The 21,868-nt window shown below is 59.8% G+C and carries 17 protein-coding genes; 7 read left to right on the forward strand and 10 right to left on the reverse strand.

Annotation, left to right across the window (positions count from 1 at the left end; all coding sequences use genetic code 11):
- Positions 1–27: 27 nt before the first annotated feature.
- Complete coding sequence (locus tag ISN74_RS16690; protein ID WP_188800288.1) at positions 28–456, forward strand: CBS domain-containing protein; 429 nt, start codon at positions 28–30, stop codon at positions 454–456.
- Positions 457–482: 26 nt separating this feature from the next.
- Here ISN74_RS16690 and ISN74_RS16695 read toward each other — a convergent pair whose 3' ends face one another.
- Entirely contained in the window at positions 483–1,814 is a 1,332-nt protein-coding gene (locus tag ISN74_RS16695) for an NTP/NDP exchange transporter (protein WP_188800289.1), read from the reverse strand.
- A gap of 87 nt (positions 1,815–1,901) precedes the next feature.
- On the opposite strand from ISN74_RS16695, the gene ISN74_RS16700 reads away from it, so the two are divergent.
- Both ISN74_RS16700 and ISN74_RS16705 read left to right on the forward strand, forming a co-directional pair.
- Positions 1,902–3,524 carry a GMC family oxidoreductase gene (locus ISN74_RS16700; RefSeq protein WP_188800290.1) on the forward strand — a complete coding sequence of 541 codons (1,623 nt, stop codon included), beginning with the start codon at positions 1,902–1,904 and terminating at the stop codon, positions 3,522–3,524.
- Between the two features lie 157 nt (positions 3,525–3,681).
- A complete protein-coding gene (locus tag ISN74_RS16705) occupies positions 3,682–5,007 on the forward strand; it encodes a serine hydrolase domain-containing protein (RefSeq protein ID WP_188800291.1) in 1,326 nt (441 codons plus the stop codon).
- Between the two features lie 141 nt (positions 5,008–5,148).
- On the opposite strand, the gene ISN74_RS16710 is transcribed toward ISN74_RS16705, so the two are convergent.
- The 9 genes from ISN74_RS16710 to cysD all read right to left on the reverse strand — a co-directional run bounded on the left by ISN74_RS16710 (position 5,149) and on the right by cysD (position 15,035).
- Positions 5,149–6,207 (reverse strand): energy transducer TonB, encoded by a 1,059-nt coding sequence (locus tag ISN74_RS16710; protein ID WP_188800292.1) that lies wholly within the window; start codon positions 6,205–6,207, stop codon positions 5,149–5,151.
- Positions 6,208–6,587: 380 nt separating this feature from the next.
- The gene (gene metJ / locus ISN74_RS21355; protein ID WP_188800293.1) at positions 6,588–7,154 is read right to left on the reverse strand and encodes a met regulon transcriptional regulator MetJ; all 567 of its coding nucleotides are present in this window, start codon (positions 7,152–7,154) and stop codon (positions 6,588–6,590) included.
- A 584-nt stretch (positions 7,155–7,738) separates the two neighbouring features.
- The gene (gene gcvH / locus ISN74_RS16720; protein WP_188800294.1) at positions 7,739–8,134 is read right to left on the reverse strand and encodes a glycine cleavage system protein GcvH; all 396 of its coding nucleotides are present in this window, start codon (positions 8,132–8,134) and stop codon (positions 7,739–7,741) included.
- A gap of 152 nt (positions 8,135–8,286) precedes the next feature.
- Complete coding sequence (gene gcvT / locus ISN74_RS16725; RefSeq protein WP_188800295.1) at positions 8,287–9,387, reverse strand: glycine cleavage system aminomethyltransferase GcvT; 1,101 nt, start codon at positions 9,385–9,387, stop codon at positions 8,287–8,289.
- A gap of 94 nt (positions 9,388–9,481) precedes the next feature.
- Positions 9,482–10,108, reverse strand: a complete 627-nt coding sequence (locus ISN74_RS16730) for an alpha-ketoglutarate-dependent dioxygenase AlkB family protein (protein ID WP_188800296.1) — start codon at positions 10,106–10,108, stop codon at positions 9,482–9,484.
- Positions 10,089–10,676 (reverse strand): class I SAM-dependent methyltransferase, encoded by a 588-nt coding sequence (locus tag ISN74_RS16735; protein ID WP_188800297.1) that lies wholly within the window; start codon positions 10,674–10,676, stop codon positions 10,089–10,091. Before ISN74_RS16735 ends, ISN74_RS16730 begins: the two co-directional genes overlap by 20 nt.
- 341 nt (positions 10,677–11,017) lie before the next feature.
- Positions 11,018–12,181, reverse strand: coding sequence for a DegT/DnrJ/EryC1/StrS family aminotransferase (locus ISN74_RS16740; RefSeq protein ID WP_188800298.1), 1,164 nt, complete (start codon positions 12,179–12,181; stop codon positions 11,018–11,020).
- A 92-nt stretch (positions 12,182–12,273) separates the two neighbouring features.
- Positions 12,274–14,130 (reverse strand): sulfate adenylyltransferase subunit CysN, encoded by a 1,857-nt coding sequence (gene cysN, locus ISN74_RS16745; RefSeq protein WP_188800299.1) that lies wholly within the window; start codon positions 14,128–14,130, stop codon positions 12,274–12,276.
- Positions 14,130–15,035, reverse strand: coding sequence for a sulfate adenylyltransferase subunit CysD (gene cysD, locus ISN74_RS16750; RefSeq protein WP_188800300.1), 906 nt, complete (start codon positions 15,033–15,035; stop codon positions 14,130–14,132). Before cysD ends, cysN begins: the two co-directional genes overlap by 1 nt.
- A gap of 593 nt (positions 15,036–15,628) precedes the next feature.
- Here cysD and ISN74_RS16755 point away from each other — a divergent pair.
- From ISN74_RS16755 to ISN74_RS16770, 4 genes are all read left to right on the forward strand, one after another.
- The gene (locus ISN74_RS16755) at positions 15,629–17,245 is read left to right on the forward strand and encodes an electron transfer flavoprotein-ubiquinone oxidoreductase (protein WP_188800301.1); all 1,617 of its coding nucleotides are present in this window, start codon (positions 15,629–15,631) and stop codon (positions 17,243–17,245) included.
- A gap of 212 nt (positions 17,246–17,457) precedes the next feature.
- Positions 17,458–18,558 carry a glycosyltransferase gene (locus ISN74_RS16760; RefSeq protein WP_188800302.1) on the forward strand — a complete coding sequence of 367 codons (1,101 nt, stop codon included), beginning with the start codon at positions 17,458–17,460 and terminating at the stop codon, positions 18,556–18,558.
- Complete coding sequence (locus ISN74_RS16765; protein ID WP_188800303.1) at positions 18,555–18,779, forward strand: hypothetical protein; 225 nt, start codon at positions 18,555–18,557, stop codon at positions 18,777–18,779. The genes ISN74_RS16760 and ISN74_RS16765 overlap by 4 nt, the downstream gene beginning before the upstream one ends.
- Positions 18,776–21,787, forward strand: a complete 3,012-nt coding sequence (locus ISN74_RS16770; RefSeq protein WP_188800304.1) for a glycosyltransferase family 4 protein — start codon at positions 18,776–18,778, stop codon at positions 21,785–21,787. The genes ISN74_RS16765 and ISN74_RS16770 overlap by 4 nt, the downstream gene beginning before the upstream one ends.
- The last annotated feature ends 81 nt before the right edge of the window (positions 21,788–21,868 follow it).

A 21,868-nucleotide genomic window follows, 5' to 3' on the forward strand; every position in this document is an offset into this window, starting at 1 on the left:
ATGCTGCGGCCGCTCGGGAGGTTTGGCATGCGTCAGGTCAAGCACTTGCTGGTTACGAAAGGCAACGAAATTTTCGCTGTTGCGCCAGAAGCACCCGTACTGGAAGCGATCAAACACATGGCCGAACGGGGTGTCGGCGCATTGCTGGTCATGCGGGGCGAGCAACTGGTCGGTATCGTTTCCGAACGCGACTATGCACGGAAGGTGATCTTGCAAGGACGTTCGTCCGCGCAGACCGCGGTATCGGAAATCATGAGCAGTCCCGTGCTCACCGTGGAGCCGGAAACAGACGTGTTCGACTGCATGCGCATGTGTACCGACAGCCGCGTGCGCCACCTGCCGGTGGTGCAAGGCAACCGTGTGCTCGGCGTGATTTCGATCGGCGATCTGGTCAAGGAAGTGATCAGCGCGCAGGCCGAGCAGATCGACCAGCTGCAACGCTATATCACTTCGTGAAGCCGTAAATCGGGAATCGTAACCCGTTAAAAGCGGTTGCCTGCAAGCTTGGCGCCGTCGCTCTTGCGATTCCCGATTTCCGATTCCCGATTGCCGCCTTCCGGCGCCAGATCCGGCGAGGTAGCGGCTTTGCGCGCGATCCAGGCGGCCAGGCTCGATGCCACCACGCCGATCAACGCAATGCTACCCAGACTCGCGCCCCATTTGGCCAGACTACTGACGCCGCTGGTGATAATGAGATCGCCGAATCGCCACACAGCGGTTTCCACAAAGTTCTTGCCTTTGTAGCGTGTCTCGCGCGGCACGCGGGTATAGAGCGCATCGCTGGCCGGCTTGGTCATGCCGTACATGAAACCGCGCGTGCCCACCATCATCAGCGCCAGCAAAGGCACGCTGTAACCCAGCACACTGAGTTGCGCGTGACCGCCAATCATCACCATCACCAGCAAGGCAAGATTGATCAACTGCGGCACAACCACCGCCCATACCACGCCACGATGCACCAGCAACCAGCGTGACCAGGTCAACTGCAGGAACGCACCCAGCAAATTCACCGCCAGATCGATGTCCGCATAAAACGCCGTACGCACCGGCGCCGAAATCAGATGCGCTTTGGCATAGTCCGCCACCAGTGCATACGCAAGGGTGCCAATGCCATCGCCTAGCAACATCAGAATCGCCATGTAGCGCAGAAATGGCCGCGACCACAGTTCACGAATGCCGGCCCACAGCGAACCGCCGATCGCCTGCTCTGCCGTATCACCCTGCGCCTGCCGGGACGACATCTGCAGCAGAAGCAACAACGCCACACCCAACGTGACCGCCGACACCAGCAGCAGCGGCGCCACACCGATCAGGCCGACCAGCAGACGAGTCAAGGCCGGACCACATATCGCACCCGCCATGCCGCCCAACGCGATCAATGGAAACACTTCACGTGCACGTCGGCTGTCGAACACGTCCGCCATGAAACTCCAGAACAGCGACACCACGAACAAGTTGAATACGCTGACCCAGATGAAAAACACTGCACCAAGCACGCGTGCGCCGAGGCGATCCTGTGCAAGGAACGCAGGAATGAACCCGAGCAGGCACACGATGAAGAAGCTGTAGCTCCAGCCAAGCAAAGGCCTCCGGGGAAAACGCGCCACCAGCCAGCCAAATATCGGCGTCAACAACAGCATCGCCAAAAAGGTCGCGCCGTAGAACAGCGGAAGCTCGGTAGAACCCACGGCCCCGACAAGCTGATCCCGCACGGGTCGCACGATGTAGTACGAGGTCAGCAGAAAGAAGAACGCCAGCGTAGCGATAAGCGGGGCGGCGTCTTTGCGTACAGTGGCAGAGGTTGGCAAGCTCACTGGCAGCTTCCAGCGGAGGGCGGCGCAAGACTAGCACGCACAGTTTGCAGTGCAGCAAACATTCCATCGTTCGGTTAAGGAGCGGAAATGGAGTACGACTATGTGATTGTCGGTGCCGGTTCCGCCGGCTGCGTACTTGCCCATCGCCTCAGCACCGATCCAACCAGGCGCGTGCTGTTGCTTGAAGCAGGCGGCAGCGATTGGCATCCATTGCTGCACATGCCCGCTGGCATTGCACGGCTTCCCAACAACCGCCACGTCAATTGGAACTACGAGACCGAGCCCGAACCTGCCTTGCAGGGACGTCGCCTGTGGTGGCCGCGCGGCAAGACGCTGGGCGGCTCCAGCTCGATCAATGCGATGTGCTACGTGCGCGGCGTGCCGGCGGACTATGACGCATGGGCCGCGGCAACCGGCGACCCGCGCTGGTCATGGACGCAGGTGCTGCCATGGTTTCTACGCAGCGAAGATAACGCGCGCGGCGCAAGCGCGTGGCACGCAAACGGTGGCCCGCTCGGCGTGTCCGATCTGCGTTACCACAATCCACTTTCCGCGGTGCTGATTGAGGCCGCCGTCAGCGCTGGATTCAGCCGCAACACCGATTTCAACGGACCCGAGCAGGCTGGCTTTGGCCTCTATCAGGTCACGCAACGCGACGGCGCACGTTGCTCGGCGGCCACAGCTTTCCTGCGTCCCGCGCGTGCGCGCGCCAACCTGCATGTGCGCACTCATGCGCAGGTGGAGCGCGTGTGCATGGAGCACGGTCGCGCCACGGGCGTCCAACTGCGTCATGGGCGTGAGCACGAAATCATTCGCGCAGGGGAAGTCATTCTGGCCGCCGGGGCGATCAATTCACCGCAGCTCCTGATGCTTTCAGGCATCGGCCCGGCCGATCATCTGCGCGAACACAGCATCACACCCGTGATGGATCTGCCTGGCGTCGGTAGCGGACTGCAGGATCACCTGGACATCTGCACGCTGGTGGGTTGCACGCAGAACATCACCTACGACCACCTCAACGAACTTGCCGCGGGCTGGCGCTATTTACGTCATCACGATGGCCCGGCCAGTTCCAATGTCGCCGAATGCGGTGGCTTTGTACGCAGTCATCTGGCCGATGACGCGCGCTGCGATTTGCAGTTCCATTTCGTACCGGCACTGCTCGATGATCACGGCCGACATCGCTTGCCCGGTATGGGTTACACCCTTCACGCCTGCTACCTGCATCCGCGCAGTCGCGGCCGACTGCGCTTACGCTCGGCCAACCCGAGGGAGCCGGTGGCGATCCACGCCGGTTACCTGAGTGATGCGGAAGACCATGATCTGGCTCGCATGATCGAGGCAGCGAAACTCTCGCGCGACATCCTCGCGCAGCCCGCGTTCGATCCGTACCGCGGCGCACCGGTTTTTCCGGAAGCAGAACCCCGCTCGGACCATGAATGGGAGGATTTCATCCGGCGCAAGGCCGAAACCATTTATCACCCCGTCGGCACCTGTCGCATGGGCCGGGATGAATTAGCTGTCGTGGACAGTACTTTGCGCGTGCACGGCGTGGAGCGGCTGCGGGTGGTGGATGCCTCGGTCATGCCGACGCTTCCCAGCGGCAATACCAATGCGCCCACCATCATGATTGCTGAACAGGCCGCCGCCCTGCTGCTAGCGCAGGGCGAACCATCCGCAGGAACATTCGCCCAGACCGCCGGTCCATGAAAGCCCGGTTCACGCCCACGAGCGGCGGCCGTCCACAGAGCGTGAAAACAGCGTTGTAGCTGCGTCCGAAGTACAGGACAATCGACTGCTAACTCCCATGGACGGTTGGACCCATGACCCAAGGCGCCCTGTGGCGCCTGTAGTACCTCGGAGTCGCATGCAGTTTCGTAAGCTTCCCCTGTTGATCGCCGGTCTGTTCGGCATCACGCTTTCGCTGGCTGCGGGAGCAGCGGCATGCGCCACGCCGGCCTCTGTCGGCTCCAGCCCCGATGTCCATCCGGCCCAGCACGATGCGACCGATGTGAATGCCAACACCAGCATTCCTCCCGATCGGGTGAAAGCTGCGCTGGACGCTTACTCGCAATGGCTGGACGTGGTCGCACAGCGCAATGAAGTGGCCGGACTCGCCACGGCCGTGGTGGTCAACGACAAGGTCGCCTTCGAGCGAGAGATCGGCTATGCCGATGCGTCCACTCAGGAGCCGATCACGGCCGACACCGTATTCCGCCTGGCATCACTCTCCAAAGCCTTCGCTACCGCCGTCACCGGCTTGCTGATCGACGACGGACACTTCAGCTGGGATACCAAACTGGCCGACGTGCTGCCGTTCTTTCAGTTAAAGAACGTGGATGCCTCCAACCAGGCCACGGTGAAAGACATCCTGGGACAGCGGCTTGGTTTGCCTCACAACACCTATGACGCCTTGCTTGAGGACAACGTTCCTTATGAGGAACTGGTCCGCAAGCTCGACGAAGTGACCCTTACCTGCAATGTCGGCCAGTGCTACGGCTACCAGAACGTCGCCTTCAGTCTGATCGGCGATCTGATCTACGCCGAGACTGGCGACTTCTTCTACCACGAAGTGGACAAGCGCCTGTTCTTTCCCTTGGACATGACTTCGGCCAGCTATGGCCGTGATGCGTTGGAGAGCAGCAAAAGCTGGGCACGACCGCATCGTCCGAACGGTGCACATGGCTGGATTCCCTTCGATCCAAAGGAAGCCTATTACCGCGTCGCACCTGCCGCAGGCGTCAACGCCAGTCTTCACGACATGGAGCACTGGCTGATCGCGCAGATGGGCGGCCGCCCGGATGTGCTGCCACAACCGCTGTTGGATTATCTGCACACGCCCGGCGTGCCAACCCCGAGTGAAATGCGCGCCACACCCTGGCGCCGCGCTCGCCTCAGCTCGGCGAGTTATGCGCTGGGCTGGCGCGTCTTCACCTATGGGGGCGAAACGATGATCTTCCACGCCGGTGAGGTGGAGGGTTATCGCACCATGATCGCGTTCTTCCCGAAGTATCAGCTCGGCATGGTGTCGATGTGGAACTCCCCCGGCGCGATCGGCACCGATCTGATGCCAATGGTGTTCGACAGTATGCTGGGACTGCCGCACGTCGACTGGGCGGGCGTGGAAAGCGATCCGCCGGCCAACAAGAACATACCCGCCAAAACACACCACAAGCATCGCCATCAAAACTAAGCGCCGCTAACAAAGCATAGCGAGCGGTGTGAGACGAGTGCGAATGGGGTACAGGAATCTGTCTACGATCTTCGCGTAGCCCCAAAAGCAAAGAGGCGGAGCCATGATGGCTCCGCCTCTTTGGTGAAGAGCGCAGGACGGTTATTGCGAGTTGTTGATCTTGAACTCGATCCGCTTTTCCTGCTGGAACACCACGGCGGTACCGTCGCGCATCGCCGGCGAGAACTTGGCGCGGCGCAGCGCATCAATGGCGGCACTGTCGAAGATGTGCCGTGGTTCAGCGCTTACCACGCTGATATTGGTGACGCTGCCATCGGGATTGACGGTGTACTGCACATCTACCCAGCCCTCCTGACCATTGCGTAGCGCCGTTGGGGGATAGCGTGGACGGATCACAGAAATCGGAATGGGTTCGCGCGTTTCCGCGCTGGTGGAGCCAGCGGCCGCCGTCGTGTTCTCGCTGGTCGTCTGCGCCGCCACAGCCTTCGCCTTGGCAGCCTCTTCGTCCTTGACCTTCTCTTGCTGTGCCGCCAGCGCCGCCTGCGCTGCAGCAGCCTTGTCGGACGCAGCCTTCTGCACCGCGGCCTGCTCTGCCGCGGCCTTGTCCGCTACAGCCTTCTGCGCGGCGAGATCCGCCTGACGCTGCTGATCGAGCTGCTTCTGCTGCTCTTCGTCCAGCGTCTTGCGCTGCGCATCCAGCTTGGAGCGCAGAATGGTCAGGGTGTAATTGGTGGGATCCACCTTCGCCAGCAGATCGATCTCGCGCTCGGCCTCATTGAAGTCGCGCTGGTTGATCACCTGCTCCACGTTGCTGGCAGCAAAGGGGAAGGTTTCGCGAAGTGCATCGGCAGCAGTCTGGTTGCCGGGCTGCTTCTGCAGCACTTTCAGGTAGAACTCAAACGCGTTGTTGCCTGCCGGCGAAATCACGCGTTGCTGGTTCATCGCCTTGCGCGCCTCGGCCAGCAGATCATTAAGACTCAATGCTTCCACATTCACCGGCGGCGCGGCCTGCGGCCCCTGCGTGACCGGCGTGGAAGGATGCGCCCCGTTATCCGTTCCCACGATGTCTTCGTGAGGCTTGATGACGAAGATCCAGGACAGGACAGCCAGGCCCAGGACGATGGCCACAATGGCGATGGTGATGGGCTTGACAGCCCCGCGCGCACGCGAGCGTGCATAACGACTATTTCGGGTATCCATGATCTCTCACTGACTGCGTGGCATCAGATACCCGCGCTTCCCCCCTGTTATCCAGGAGCGGCTACCCCAAACTTGCCGCGGCGCGGATGGGGAAAAGGTATCGCGATTGTGGCGGCACGGCAAATGGGCGTTGGTTCACGGCTGGCAAAGGAAATAGTTGGTAGCCGTTCTTGGCCCCCTATGCCGCCAGAAGCCTGAAAGGCTGATCCGGGATAGCGAGCATTTTCGCCAGTGCGGAGATCTCTCAATGCTTTCGTTCGTTTTCGGAAACCAGAAACGAAGCGTCCCGGCCTGATAGCCGGGACGAAACGCTTTCGAGGCACCTCCCCGCGCTGGGCGTCGCAGGGAGACAAATCGATAGAGCTACTTTCTTGTTGTACTTACTTCTTGACCTTGGGGGCCTTGGGGGCCTTGGAGGTCTTGGTAACCTTCACAACCTTGGCGGCAGCCGCGGTCTTGCGGGTAGCGCGCTTTGCGACGCGCTTGCGGGCAACCTTCTTGGCGGTCTTCTTGGCAGTCTTCTTAGCAACGCGCTTGGCAGTTGCCTTCTTCGCGCCTACGCGCTTGGCAGCCTTCTTGGCGGTCTTGCGCACGGTGCGCTTCTTGGCGGTTGCCTTCTTGGCGACCGGCCGCTTCTTGGCGGCAACTTTGCGGGTGGTCTTCTTGGCGGCTTTCTTAGCCGATTTCCTAGCAGTTTTCTTGGCAGTGGCCATAGTTCGTCTCAGCTCCTCATCAGTTGGCAGTGGTTGCCCAGTAAAAGCGTGAAGGAACGCCTCAACCAGCAAATCGCTGTTCGTGGCGTGCCTCAAATTGTTGACCTGTCGGTACGTACGCAGATCCGACAGCAGTCGCAATACATGCATTGGAATCGAAACAGTGATCTTCCTCACCGCGCTGGCTTTTTCGCCGTGTTCTACGTATGGCTTGATGAATTTCGATGCCACCATTGGTGCGGTTCCCCGTTATATGGTGCGAAAGCTATTCCTGAACATTTCAACTGTCAATAAATTTTCATCATGAAATCAATCCCTTCGATCCGGCAACCTGCCGATTGCACCCACCTTGAAGGGTTAATTCCGATCACGAAAATCGATTTGAACACGCGCTAAAACGTTTCAGAAAACAACTTTGCACATTGCCAAAGAAAGCCAAAAACAAGCTGAAAATGTGATTTTTCTCATTCACGCTGATACATCCAACGCAGCCGTCACAAGCGGATTGCCGTACAACGCGCGATGCCTTTTTTGACCGCCCGAAGGTAGTCGTTCGGAGCATGAACGGATTCAGACTGAAATGCGCCCGGATGATCCCGGAAGTGTCGCGACACACCCCCGAACACCCTCATCGCGTACCCGGAATGCGTCACCGAACATATCGGTGACGGGTCACCTCATCGGCGCGATGAGTACCTTCAGGGATGCGTTCTTCATCCCGATCATGGAGCAAAGATGCTCGCTTTCCTGGGTGAACGCTTTGCGAAAAAGGCAACGGCCGCCTGAGCGGCCGTCACCGGAACCAACCGATCGAACGATCAGTCGTCTTCGTGCTCGATCAGCTCGGCGTAGTCATCGGCGCTGAGCAGTTCGTCGAGTTCGGCGCGATCGCTGGCCTTGACCACGAACAGCCAACCTTCACCGTAGGCGTCTTCGTTGATCGTCTCGGGCTTGTCGCTGAGGATCTCGTTGACCTCGACCACCTCACCCGATACCGGGGAATAGATGTCCGAGGCGGCCTTCACCGATTCGACCGTGGCTGCGCCCACGCCTGTTTTCACGCTCGCGCCGACTTCCGGCAGCTCCACGTACACCAGGTCGCCAAGTTGTTCTTGCGCATGGTCGGAGATACCCACGCGGATCAGGCCATTGTCTTCGACACGGGCCCACTCGTGGGACTTGAGAAATTTCAGATCGCCGGGAATCTCGCTCATGGTCAGGTCCAGTCGTCGTTGGTTTCGATCAGGGGTGGAGGCGTGGATTCTAACCGCTTCCGCGGCGGCTCCATACCCACGCCAGTACAGACGTCTTTACGTTGCGTCGCTCCCCCCGCGATGCGGACAGCGCGGAGGGGACGGACAAAGGTTCAAATACCTTCGCAGGGTTTGCCATCACGCACGAACGGAAACTTGACCAGGCGCACCGGCACTTCGCGCCCGCGAATATCCACGCGCAGGTCACCGGATGCAGCCGCGGGAATCCGCGCAAAGGCGACCGACTTGTTCAACGTCGGTGCGAAACTACCCGAAAGAATTTCGCCATCACCGTGGTTGGTCAGCACTTTCTGGCCATGGCGCAGCACGCCTTTCTCATCCATCACCAGGCCGACCATCGTGCGCGGCACGCCGGCCGCCTTCTGGGCTTCAAGCGCTTTGCGGCCGATGAAATCACGCCCTTCGTCCAGCGAGATGGTCCAGGTCAGAGCGGCCTCCCACGGCGTCACGGTTTCGTCCATGTCCTGGCCGTAAAGATTCATGCCGGCTTCGAGGCGCAGCGTGTCGCGCGCGCCAAGTCCACACGGCGCAACGCCCGCGGCAGCAAGCTCCTTCCACAAGGTGACCGCCTGCTCCTGCGGCACGATGATCTCGAAGCCGTCTTCGCCGGTGTAACCGGTGCGGGCGACGAACAGCGGCACACCGTGCGGACCCTGCGCTGCGGCGGCGGCAAAGCGGCCAAGCTTTTCGATGCGGACGCGATCCACTTCATGCAGCAGACCGATCACCTTGGCACGCGCATTCGGCCCCTGCACGGCGATCATCGCGAAATCGGGACGCTCCTGCACAGCGACGTTGAACGCCTTGGCCTGCTGCTCGATCCAGGCCAGATCCTTGACGCGAGTGGCCGCGTTCACCACCAGCCGGAAAAATTCATCACCCAGGAAGTACACGATCAGATCGTCGATCACGCCACCCTGCTCGTTCAGCATGCACGAATACAGCGCCTTGCCCTGCACCTTGAGCTTGTCGACGCTATTGGCCAGCAGATGGCGCAGAAAATCCCGCACGCGGGCACCATGCAGATCGACCACGGTCATATGGGAGACGTCAAACATGCCGGCGTCGCGGCGCACGGCGTGATGCTCTTCGATCTGCGAACCGTAGCTGATCGGCATATCCCAGCCACCGAAATCGACCATGCGAGCACCCAGCTCGCGATGCGTGGCGTTAAGTACGGTCTTATCGGTCATTGCAAAGCCTGCCAGGGGTTAGTGAGGGGAAAGGAGCCCCGCATTATCGCTACCGCTCCCCGTCAATCCAAGCTGCAGGGCGTCATGGGCGGCTTTACGGCCGCGCGTGGATGAAGCGGAACGTGAGATTGATCCGCGCACCCAACACGCCGGCAACCCTAGGCAAATCATGCTGGTAATGGCGCTGGGTATCACCCGCCATGCACAGCAAGCTACCGTGTGCGAGCGGCAATCCAAGCGGCGTGACACGTTCGTCATGCCGCGCCTTTCGTCGCAGACGAAAGCGGCGCTCGGCGCCAAGACTCAGCGATGCGATCACCGGATGCGGCCCTAATTCGGGTTCGTCGTCACTATGCCAGCCCATCGAATCCTGACCATCGCGGTAGAGATTGGCCAGTACGCTGTTGAAGTGTGCCCCGCAGAATGTCTGGACGCGCTCGCGCAAAGGAAGCAGCGATGCTGTCCATGGATTCGGTTCAAAACGGCTCCGCGAATAGGTGTAGGCCGTGCCCGGATCGCCAATCCAGCAACTTAGCCGCGGCGAGTCGACCTCGCGGCCAAACATGTACAGTCGGTGGCGTTCCCAGGGAATCTCATGCTGCAGACGTTCAAACAGCGCATCAGCCTCGTCCCCATCTAGCCAAGAGGCTGCGTAACGAACCTCTGCACCGGCCAGCGGCAAAGACTGCCAGCCATCCGCCTCATTGATCGTCGCGAGCATAGACGTACACATGCGCCGGCGGCAGATTGCGCCATACCATGCCAACCCGGGTGCAGCGCAGCCCCAATTGCTCCTGCACTTGCTTATCCAGCGGACTGCGCCAACCGTAGGTGTATTGCACGAACACGCCGCCTGGACGCAGCACCGCAAAGGCTGCGGCGACGATATCGTGCTGCAGCGATGGCGGCATCGCCAGCAACCCCAGGCTGCTGAGAATCGCATCGGCGCCTTCCGGCGCGAGCACGCCGGTACGCTGGGCCAGTTCATTCACGTGACGCGCATCGGCACAGAGCACCTGCGCCTGGGGAAAGCGGCGGCGCAGGATGCCATGCAAGGTGGCATTCATTTCCAGCACCAGCAATTGGGCCGGCGAAACACCATGACGCAACAGCGCTTCGGTGATCACGCCGGTACCAGCGCCAAGCTCAATCACACAGCTGGCCTGGGCCGGCATGGCGGACACCATCATGCGCGCCAGCGGGCGCCCGGAGGGCAGTATGGATGCCATCTGCAGCGGATGCTTGATCCACTCGCGAAAAAACGTGAGTTGTTGTGCATTGGCTGGCATGGGGATAGAGCCTGGCTGTTTCCGCTCACTTTAACGGCTGGGGTGTAACAAAACGTTGTCAGAACCGCCTCAGGTCTTCGGGATCACAGTCTGAGTGGGTCATTCGAGGCAGCGTCGGGACTTCCCAACCATACGACGATCCATTTTCAGGAGCGAGGATCCTAGCCCACCCGCCCAAGCACGCGGCCCCGGGTGGTGTCAGCCCCAGCCAAAATGATCGCTGTCGGGCCGCCAGCCAGAGTGGTGAAGTGGGTCAGATCGGCCTGGCAGTCATGCACTGGCCTGCGCATGATCAACACGCAGACTTGCGCAGACAGCCGAAGCATCTTGCGCGCCGCACGTCAGCGCAGGATGCCGCGAACGGCGTGGATGACACGCTCCACGTCCTCATCCGATAACGCCGGAGACAGCGGAAGACTCACCGTCTCACGCCCAAGCTTCATGGCATTGGGCCACTGTTCGGGGCGCCATCCGAATCGCTCGCGGTAATACGGATGCTCGGGAATGGAGAGGTAATGCACACCGGTACCGATCCGCTGGGCATTCATCGCCTCGAGAAAATCATCGCGCTCCATGCCGCAACGCTGCTTGTCGATCATGACGGTATACAAATGATGCCCGTGGCGGGTATTCGCTTCCGCAGGAACGGGCAAGCCGATGGGTAACCCGGCGAAGGCCTCGTCATAGCGCTGCCAAATGGCGGCACGTCGATGCCAGTTCTGTTCAACGCGCGACAGCTGATGCAGGCCGATCGCGGCCTGCACATCCATCATGTTGTATTTGAAGCCGCACTCCACCACCTGGTAGTGCTTGTAACCCTTATCACCAAAGCGATGCCAGGCGTCCTTGCTCATACCATGCAGCGCAAGGATGCGCGCCCGAGCGACTTGCTCTTCACTCCGCCCCAGAATCATGCCCCCTTCACCGGTCACGATGTTCTTGGTGACATAGAAACTGAAGCAGCCAAAATCGCCAAACGTACCTAGCGGGCGGCCATCAAATTCCGCTTCCACGGCATGCGCACAATCCTCGATAACCACCAGATCGTGCTTGCGGGCAATCGCCATGATGCGATCCATCGCACACGGACGCCCGGCAAGATGTACGGGCAGGATCGCACGTGTACGTGGAGTGATAGCCGCCTCGATCGCCGCGGGATCAATGTTCTGGCTTGATGGATCGACGTCCGCCAAGACAGGCGTCAGACCGGCATGCAAAATGGCATTGACGGTTGCGCAGAACGTGAGCGGCGTGGTGATGACTTCCCCGCCCGGCTCAATACCCGCCGCCAACATGCTCACGTGCAGTGCCGCTGTACATGAATTCACTGCCGCGACTTGTGCCGGCGATGCGCTGCGGAACATCGCAAAATCATGCTCAAACTGCGCGACACGCGGCCCCGTTCCAAGCCATCCGGAACGAAGGCAGGCGACTACCTCGTCGATGTCCGCCTCATCGATCTGTGGCGCACCGAAAACCAGAAAGGGGGGAAGTGATGGATCCATAGTTAAATTCGCATCAATGCCAGAAAAAACACGCTAATCACCTACCGGGAACTTGCGCACTTCGCGTCCCGCTCCGTGAAGCACATTTGGACTCACTCGTTTTCCGACGGCAACAAACGCGTCAACAATGTGTCCACAATGGCATCAAGCTGCATATCACCCGTGCGCAGATGAATTTGCGGCTGCAAAGGCACTTCATAGGGCGAATCGATACCGGTGAAATTACTGAGCTCACCGGCCCGCGCCCTGCGATATAACCCCTTAGGATCGCGGCGCTCGCATTCTTCCAGCGAGGTATCGACGAACACTTCCAGAAATTCGTCTTCGCCGAACAGGTTTCTGGCAAATTCACGTTCGCTTCGGAAGGGCGAAATCACACACACCAGCACAATCAGCCCTGCATCGACCATCAGGCTTGCCACTTCAGCCACGCGTCGCACGTTTTCCACGCGCGCTTCCGGCGTAAAGCCAAGATCGCGATTCAGGCCATGACGGAGATTGTCGCCGTCTAGCAGGTAGGTGTGGTACCCGAGCGTACAAAGTCGGCGCTCCAACAGGTTGGCGATGGTCGACTTGCCCGCACCCGACAAACCTGTGAACCAAAGACACCTCGGCATCTGCCCTTTGCTTCGTGCGCGCAGTTGCTTGTCGACGTCCAGATGCTGCCAGTGCACGTTGGACGCCCGGTGCAAGGCAAAGTCGAGCATGCCGCATGCGACGGTAGCGTGGGTTTGCCGATCAATCAGAATGAAACCGCCGAGCTCGTGATTGGCCGCATAGGGCTCGAATGCGATCGGATGGTCCAGATCAAGGTTGCAATAACCCACCTCGTTGAGGGCGAGGCGATGCGCTGCCAGCTTCGCCTGCGTGTTCACGTCAACTTTGTGTTTGATCTGCGTGACGCGGGCGTTGACAGTCCTCGCCCCCACTTTGAGCCAATAGCCGCGATTGGGCAGCAGCGCCTCATCCCCCATCCACAGCAGGTGCGCGGCGAATTGATCTGCCTCGGGAGCTGGGCGCGCGGCGTCGGTAATCACGTCGCCCCGGCTTACGTCCACCTCTCTGTCCAGGGTCAGCGTCACGGCATGACCCCTATGCGCCTGTGTCAGATCGCCATCGGCCGTGACGATGCGTGCCACACGGGCCTTGTGAACACCGGGCTGGATCATCACCTCGTCACCCGTCTTCACGATTCCGCTGCAAATCGTGCCCGCATAGCCGCGAAAGTCCTGATTAGGGCGATTCACCCACTGCACCGGCATCCGAAAATCGGTGGATTGGACAGGCTCCACATCAATGGATTCAAGCAATTCAAGCAGGGATGGACCCTGATACCAAGGCATGTGCCCCGTGCGCCCTCCCACGTTTTCGCCGGTCAATGCCGCGACGGGCAATGCATGTACGGAACGGATGCCCAGTTGATCAGCGAGATCGCGATAGGCGACTTCGATACTCTCGTAGACGTCCTGTCGATAATCGACCAGATCCATCTTGTTGACGGCCAGAATGACTTTGCGGATGCCCAGCAACGCACAGATATAGGTGTGACGCCGGGTCTGGGTGAGCAGCCCCTTGCGCGCATCAACCAGCACCACGGCAAGATCCGCATGAGACGCACCGGTGGCCATATTGCGCGTGTACTGCTCGTGACCCGGGCAGTCCGCGACTACGAAGTTACGACGGGCGCTATGGAAATACCGGTAGGCCACATCAATGGTGATGCCCTGCTGCCGCTCTGCATCGAGGCCATCGGTCAATAGCGAGAAATCCAGCACATCGCTGTCCGGATGCTGTCGGCGGCTTTCCTTGTTGAGCATTTCAAGCTGGTCATCCGGCAGCACGCCCGCGTCATAAAGCAGGCGACCCAGCAGCGTGCTCTTGCCGTCATCCACACTTCCACAGGTGATGAAGCGCAGCGAACCGCGCGCGGAGGTATTCACTTCGCTCATCAGAAATATCCCTCCTGCTTCTTGCGCTCCATGGACGCAGACGGATCATGATCAATCACACGCCCCTGCCGTTCAGAACTGCGCGATTGCATCATTTCATCAATGACCGCATCCAGCGTGTCTGCCGACGACTCCACAGCGCCAGTCAGTGGATAACAGCCCAAGGTGCGGAAACGAACCATGCGTGTCTCGATCTTCTCATCATCGCGCAAGATAAAACGCTCATCGTCGACCATGATCAGCGCTCCATCACGCTTCACCACAGATCGCTCACGGGCAAAATAAAGCGGCACCACCGGGATATTTTCACGCCGGATGTAGTGCCACACATCCATTTCCGTCCAGTTGGACATGGGAAAGACGCGTACGCTCTCGCCCTTGTGGATATGGGTGTTATAGACATCCCATAGCTCCGGACGCTGACGCTTTGGATCCCAGCGGTGCTGTGCATTGCGGAACGAGAACACACGCTCCTTGGCGCGGGATTTTTCTTCGTCCCGCCGGGCACCACCAATCGCAACATCGAATTCGTATTTGTCGAGCGCCTGCTTGAGCGCCGCTGTCTTCATCACATCCGTGTGCACCGCCGCGCCATGCGTTAGTGGCGAGATGCCCTGCCGCACGCCGTCTTGATTGATATGCACCAGCACCTCAACGTCACCGACCGCAGCCACCTGCTCGCGAAACGCGATCATCTCGCGGAATTTCCAAGTGGTGTCGACGTGCAGCAGCGGCATCGGCGGCCGCGCCGGATAGAACGCCTTGCGCAGCAGGTGCAGCAGTACCGACGAATCCTTGCCGATGGAATAAAGCATCACTGGACGCTGGAAGCTGGCTGCCACCTCGCGAAAGATATGAATGCTCTCGGCTTCCAGTTGGTCCAGATGAGTAAAAGATGACGTCATCGACTTGATCGCGCGGGAAATCGTTCCATTCTGCCACGACCATCGGGCTCAGACACCGCGCGCGCCTATCCAGAGACTGGCGCACTCATAGGGATATCGCGCGCAAACACGCTGCAGAGCCGCGATACGGTGGGCTCCACAACAAGAACTTCCGGCAGTGATCCCAGGGGCAAATTCAGCTCCAGCCGACACGGATCCGAGCCGCACACACCCGTTGTAGGCCCACCCGCAAACCGCTTGTGATCGGGGTACTCTCCAGCGAGATCGCCCCGCGGTTCCAGCACGAGGCCATCCGGCGGGAACACACCCTGTGGTCCGGTCAAGCCGCCCTACTCAAGGGGACAAGCCCTCCAGCATCGCCTCAATGATGTCGATCACCTCGATCTAGATGCCCACCGCCAGATAGGGCGGATCGGCGTCGCAACCGGCCTACATGCGCCACCGCACCCACGCAAACCATCGGCAAGCAGGTACCGGTTTGCCGCGCAGTGGGCGAATCCGGAGAATACTGTCCGGGCCGCCGTCGGAATAACTCGCGGCGACACTGCCTCAAGCCCACGCCCTGCAGCCACCAGCCACACGACGGAGCCCTCATGACCGAACGCGAAACGATGGAATACGACGTTATCGTCGTCGGGGCGGGCCCGTCCGGGCTGTCCTTCGCGATCCGCCTGAAGCAGCTCAAGCCGGAGCTGACGGTGTGCGTGATCGAAAAGGCCTCCACCATCGGCGCGCAGATCCTCTCCGGCGCGGTGATCGAGCCGCAACCGCTGGATGCCCTGCTGCCCGATTGGCGCGACAATCCGCCACCGATCTGTGTGCCGGCCACCGAAGACGAGTTCTGGCTTCTCAACGAGACCGGCGGCCGCAAGCTGCCCGTGCCCCCTGGCATGAAGAACCACGGCAACCTCATCGTCTCGCTCGGCGCGCTCTGTGCGTGGCTGGCCCCGCAGGCCGAAGCGCTGGGCGTGGATGTGTTCCCCGGCTTCGCTGCTGCCGACACCATCTATAACGAAGACGGCTCGGTCGCTGGCGTGCGCATCGGCGATATGGGTGTGGCCAAGGATGGGGCGCACAAACCTGGTTACACGCAAGGCATCGACATCAAGGCCAAGATCACCGTGCTGGCTGAGGGTGCGCGCGGCAGCCTTACCAAACAACTGATCAAGCGTTTCGCGCTGGACAAAGACAGCGATCCGCAGGGTTATTCGATCGGCATCAAAGAGTTGTGGCAGGTGCCCGCCGGACGCGTCACGCCCGGCAAGATCGTGCACAGCTTCGGCTGGCCGGCCGACAGCCACACCTATGGCGGCAGCTTCCTGTATCACCTGGACAAGGACCGTATCGCGCTCGGCTACGTCAGCGGCCTGGACTACAGCGATCCCAACTACCAGCCATGGGAAGCCTTCCAGCAGTGGAAGAATCACCCCATGATCAAGTCGCTGCTCGAAGGCGGCAACATCGTTTCCGCCGGTGCACGCGCCATCGTGACCGGCGGCTACCAATCGCTACCTAAGGTGGAGATGCCCGGCGCACTGCTGATTGGCGACACCGCCGGCCTGCTCAACGTGCCCAAGATCAAAGGCACGCACCAGGCGATCAAGAGCGGCATGATGGCCGCCGAACACTTGGCCGCGAACGATCTGAACCCCGCTGGTTTCGATAGCAAGCTGCGCGGTTCGGAGGTGATGGCCGAGCTCAAGCAAGTGCGCAACATCAAGCCCGGCTTCAAGAAGGGGCTGTGGTTTGGCATGTTCAACGCAGCTTGGGAAACTATCACCAAGGGCAAATCGCCCTGGACGCTGAAGAACAAAGCCGACTGGTCCTCGCTGCACAAACTCGGTCAGCAGGAAGAACCCAAGCGCGACTACATCCAGCGCGAACTGCCACCGCGCGACCGCCTCGCCGGCGTCTACTTCGCCGCCACCGAGCACGACGAAGACCAACCCATCCACCTGCATGTCGCCGACACCTCCGTGTGCGTCACCCAGTGCGCCCAGGAATACGGCAACCCCTGCACCCGCTTCTGCCCCGCCAACGTCTACGAAATCGTCAACGACACCATGCCTGATGGAAGCAGTGGCAAACGCCTGCAGATCAACGCCGCCAACTGCGTGCATTGCAAGACCTGCGATATCAAGGATCCCTACCAGATCATCAATTGGGTGACGCCGGAAGGTGGTTCGGGCCCGAACTATCAAAATCTGTGAATCTTGATCTCACGTGGCGCCTTGCGCGCTTGCATCAACTTATCCGTCGCACGTGGGGCAGTCTTGTCCTACGCGGGTGGAAGGGCACATTCCGGCGTATCACCGAGCAACTCCGCCCAGCGAAAGCTGCCGGTAGTGTATCGCCCTTCGCATCTCGTGACGCCGATGACGCGTGGCATGCATCGCAATCACGCGGTTCCAGGCGGATATTGGTGGTCGACGCAATGACACCCAATCCTGCGCGCGATGCCGGCTCGCTACGCTTGTGCATGATGATGCAACTGTTGCATCAGGACGGATGGCATGTGGACCTGCTGCCCGACGATGGACGCGTGACGGCAGCAGACATGGCTGCACTGAATACCTATGGCATCCACATACACCATGGCGGAGTCATGAGATGGCTGCGTCAGCATGGAAAGACGCTCGACGCCATTTTGCTGTGCCGATTATCCGTTGCCGCACAATACCTCGCTCCCAGCCGACACCTGGCTCCGAAGGCCATGTGCATCTTCGATACCGTTGATTTGCAATTCCTACGCGAGCAACGGGCTGCTGAAATTTCCGGCAGTGGCCACATGCGTCGACAGTCTGCCGCCTCGCGACGGCAAGAACTCGCATTGATTCGCGACAGTGATCTAAGTCTCGTTGTAAGTTCGGTAGAACGGGAATTGCTGACGAAAGAACTACCTGAAAGCCGCGTAGAACTCTTGAGCACCATCCATGAGATCCACGGCCGTGGCGCGCCCTTCTTCGATCGAAGTGGCCTGCTCTTCATTGGCGGCTTCGGCCACCCGCCCAACGAAGATGCAGTGCGCTGGTTCGTGGCAGAAATACTGCCCTTGCTACGTGCACGAGACGCTAGCCTGAGCCTGCACGTTGCTGGTGACATCACGCAGGAAGCGCAGCGCAACCTGACTCAGCCTGGCGTGGAGATTCACGGGCGAGTGGACGACCTTTCGAGCCTAATGAACCATTGCAAGGTTTCCGTGGCACCGTTGCGGTTTGGCGCAGGCGTCAAAGGCAAGGTGAACATGGCCATGAGTTACGGCCTTCCTGTCGTTGCCACCCCCATTGCCGCAGAGGGCATGCATCTTGTCGATGGATTTGACGCACTGATTGCCGACACAGCCGCGGACTTCGCCGAAGCGGTATGGCGCGCCTATCGGGACGAGGCACTATGGACGCAACTATCGGATCGCGGCCAGGACAACGTAAGACAGCACTTTTCCCCCGACGTCGCTCGCAACACGCTACGCAAAATATTGCCCGCGTCCGACGCAACCACCTCATCCGCGCCGCGCACAACATGAAACGCCTGCTCCATCTCGTCAAGCAATTCCTCGCCAAATATCCTGGACTGCGCCGCAAGGTTGTCAACGCGATTTATCGTATACCGATGCTCGACATGCGCTTGCGCGCAGCCCTTGACCAACGTAATGATCAGACGTGGCGCCGCGTGGACGCAGCGGATCTCCCGGAAGAAGTTCGTACCGTGTACACACGACTTCGCGATCGCATGGAGCGCCGATGAAGCTGCTGCTGGATCTTCAAGGTGCACAGAGCCAAAGTCGGCACCGCGGCATTGGGCGCTACACATTAGCACTCAGTCGCGAATTTCTCGAACGAGCGGAACCGCTGCATGACGTCCGATTGCTCTTCAATGCACGCTTCGATACACCAACTGACTCACTGATCCGCACGCTGGGCAGGCATGCCTGTCCGGAACGTCGCATCCTGGTTGAAGTTCCCGAACACATTCGCGCACAGCCGGGAGGTAACGCGTGGTTACGGCAAGCCGCAGCGCGCACCATGCGGCACGCAATTGAGAGGCTCAACGTCGACGTCGTATGGTTTAGTAGTCCGATAGAAGGATACAACGATGACGCTGTGCTGCCCGATGCGCCGCCTGCAGGCATGGCCAGTGTGGCAACGCTCTACGACCTGATACCGCTGCACGACCCAGACGCGTACCTTGGGCATCCTCGCGTGCACGAGTGGTACAAGCAGGGCGTCAATATGCTTCGCCGCTACGATCTGTTGCTGGCGATTTCCGAATGGGTACGCCAGGACGCCATCGAACGTCTACATCTACCACCGGAACGCGTCGTAAATATCGGCTCAGCGGTCGATGGAAGCTTTCGCGCACCGGAAGTGAACCCTTTAATCAGCGAGGAACTCCGTCGACAACACGGAATCACGCGCCCGTTCGTTCTTTACAGCGGCGGCTTCGACCCACGCAAAAATGTAGCAGCCCTAATCCAGGCATTCGGCAAGTTGCCAGAAGCTCTGCGCGCCCGTCATCAACTCGTGATCGTTGGGCGCATCAGTGATGAAGACAAATTGCGATTGGATGCCGCAACGCGCAAGGCGATGCTGCCTCCCGATAGCGTCATCTACACGGGCTTCGCTCCCGATGGCGATCTGGTGCGCCTCTACGCTGAATGTGCGCTATTCGTATTTCCTTCGCTACTGGAAGGCTTCGGCTTACCGCCACTCGAAGCCATGGCGTGCGGAGCTCCCGTAATCGCGAGTAACGCCGCCAGCCTGCCAGAAGTGATCAGTCGCCGCGATGCATTGTTCGATCCAACGCTGGTCGACAGTATCAGTGAACGAATGGAATGCGTACTCGCAAACCCCGCTTTCGCCGAAGAACTTCGGAATTACGCGCTTGAACGCGCAGCAAGCTTTAGCTGGAATTCTGTCGCCGGGCGCGCCCAGGATGCTCTGCAAGACCTCGCGAAAAGGCACCGATCGGCAAGCACTTCCAAACCATCGACCTCTACCACGCACATAACCTGTGTTCGCAATGGAACCACTTTACCGGCATGGCTGAGCGAGCTTGATGAACGCATTGTCTCTGTGACGAGCTCCAGTGAAATCAGCGATGCATTCCCACCCACTGAAAGCAGCGAACGCATGCTGTATATCGCAGACACGAGCAGCGCGCGGCAGCTTGAACCCATTATGCGGGCGCAGCCCGGTGTCCTATTGATCCAGGAACCACCTCAAAATCTTTTAGCAGCGCCCGACGCTGATGTCCTTCAGGCTGCTTATAAGGCTGGCGGTTATGAAAATTTGATCAATACGCTGCGCGGCGGCGCACAAGTAGCTGATCCGAGATTGATTCCACTAATGGAACATTCCCTGGGCGTCATATGCACGGATGAGCGCATACCTCATCGGCTACGTATGCAGGCAACGGCCATGGCGATCCCAGACATCACCATGCTTCCTGCTCACGACACATCTGATGCATGCCTTCGCGAAATATCACTCGCCTACACCAGGCATCCACTAGCGCTTGAAGCTCGGCTGCTCAATGACATCGCGGCCATAGAGGGCGAGCCAGACGACGATGACCTCGCAGCCATCGCCAGCACTATTGTCGCAACACGTGGACCCAATTGCGTGCGTCGATGGCTAGTCGACGTGAGCGGGATCGCAGAAAAGGACATTCGCACGGGTATCCAGCGCGTCGTGCGAAACATATTGCGCCACTGGATGGAGTCGCCGCCGACGAGTGTGCGTATCGAGCCTGTCCGTTTGAGCAACGGTCGCTACCACTATGCGCGACGCTATGGGCTGGATCTGCTCGACCTTGCCGATGTCACATTACCGGAAGACGCCGTTGAGATAGCTTGCGGTGACATCTACGTCGGGCTTGATTGGGCAATCGATAGCATTGCTCAGGCCGAACCTCAGCTGCGCGACTGGCATCGTCGTGGCGTAAGTGTTCACTTCCTCGTTTACGACTTGCTCCCGATAACAATGCCAGACATGTTCCATCCCCATGCGCGCCACCGCTTCGAGGACTGGCTACGCCGCATCACCTGCATCGCCGATCAGCTTATCTGTATTTCGCGCACCACCGCTGATGACCTTCACGACTGGATGGACACAGAAGCGTTGGCGTACCAATTCGGCACGGCACCCACCATCAGCCATGCTCCGCTCGGTGTGGATGCCATGCTTGAAAACCACTCATCTGAGCCGCGCCAACATCTCGCCAAAGCGATGCATGCGCGTCCGACGCTACTAATGGTAGGAACGATCGAGCCGCGCAAAGGCTACGACCAGGCGCTGGAAGCCAGCGAAATTCTTTGGGGCAATGGCATCGACTTCAACTTGGTCATCGTTGGACAATTCGGATGGTTGATGGAGGCGTTTCGGGCAAGCATCGATCGACATACAGAGCGCAATCAGCGCCTATTCTGGCTTGACGATGCTCCGGACGACGAACTTGATGCCATTTACCGCACGAGCACCGCGCTGCTTGCCGCATCCCTGGGCGAAGGCTATGGACTTCCCCTCATCGAAGCAGCGCGACGCGGCCTGCCCGTGATTGCACGCGAACTGCCGGTGTTTCGCGAAATCATGGGCGAACATGCGCAGTACTTCACCGCCACCACTGCCCCTCAACTTGCTGACGCGCTCCACGGCGCCTTGGCTGCTCCAGTTGCAGCGGCCCCCACACGATGGCCGTCCTGGAAGCAGAGTGCAGCCGCCATGGCCGATAAGATCGCCGCTCGTCGCCAGTAGCCCCTCGACACTCAGGGCGGGTGCTCATCAACCATGCGCACCCGCATGGTTAGCCAAATCCGGTTAGAATGCTCGTTTGTG

The sequence above is a fragment of the Dyella caseinilytica genome, assembly GCF_016865235.1.
In the GTDB taxonomy this organism is placed as follows: Bacteria; Pseudomonadota; Gammaproteobacteria; order Xanthomonadales; family Rhodanobacteraceae; genus Dyella_B; species Dyella_B caseinilytica.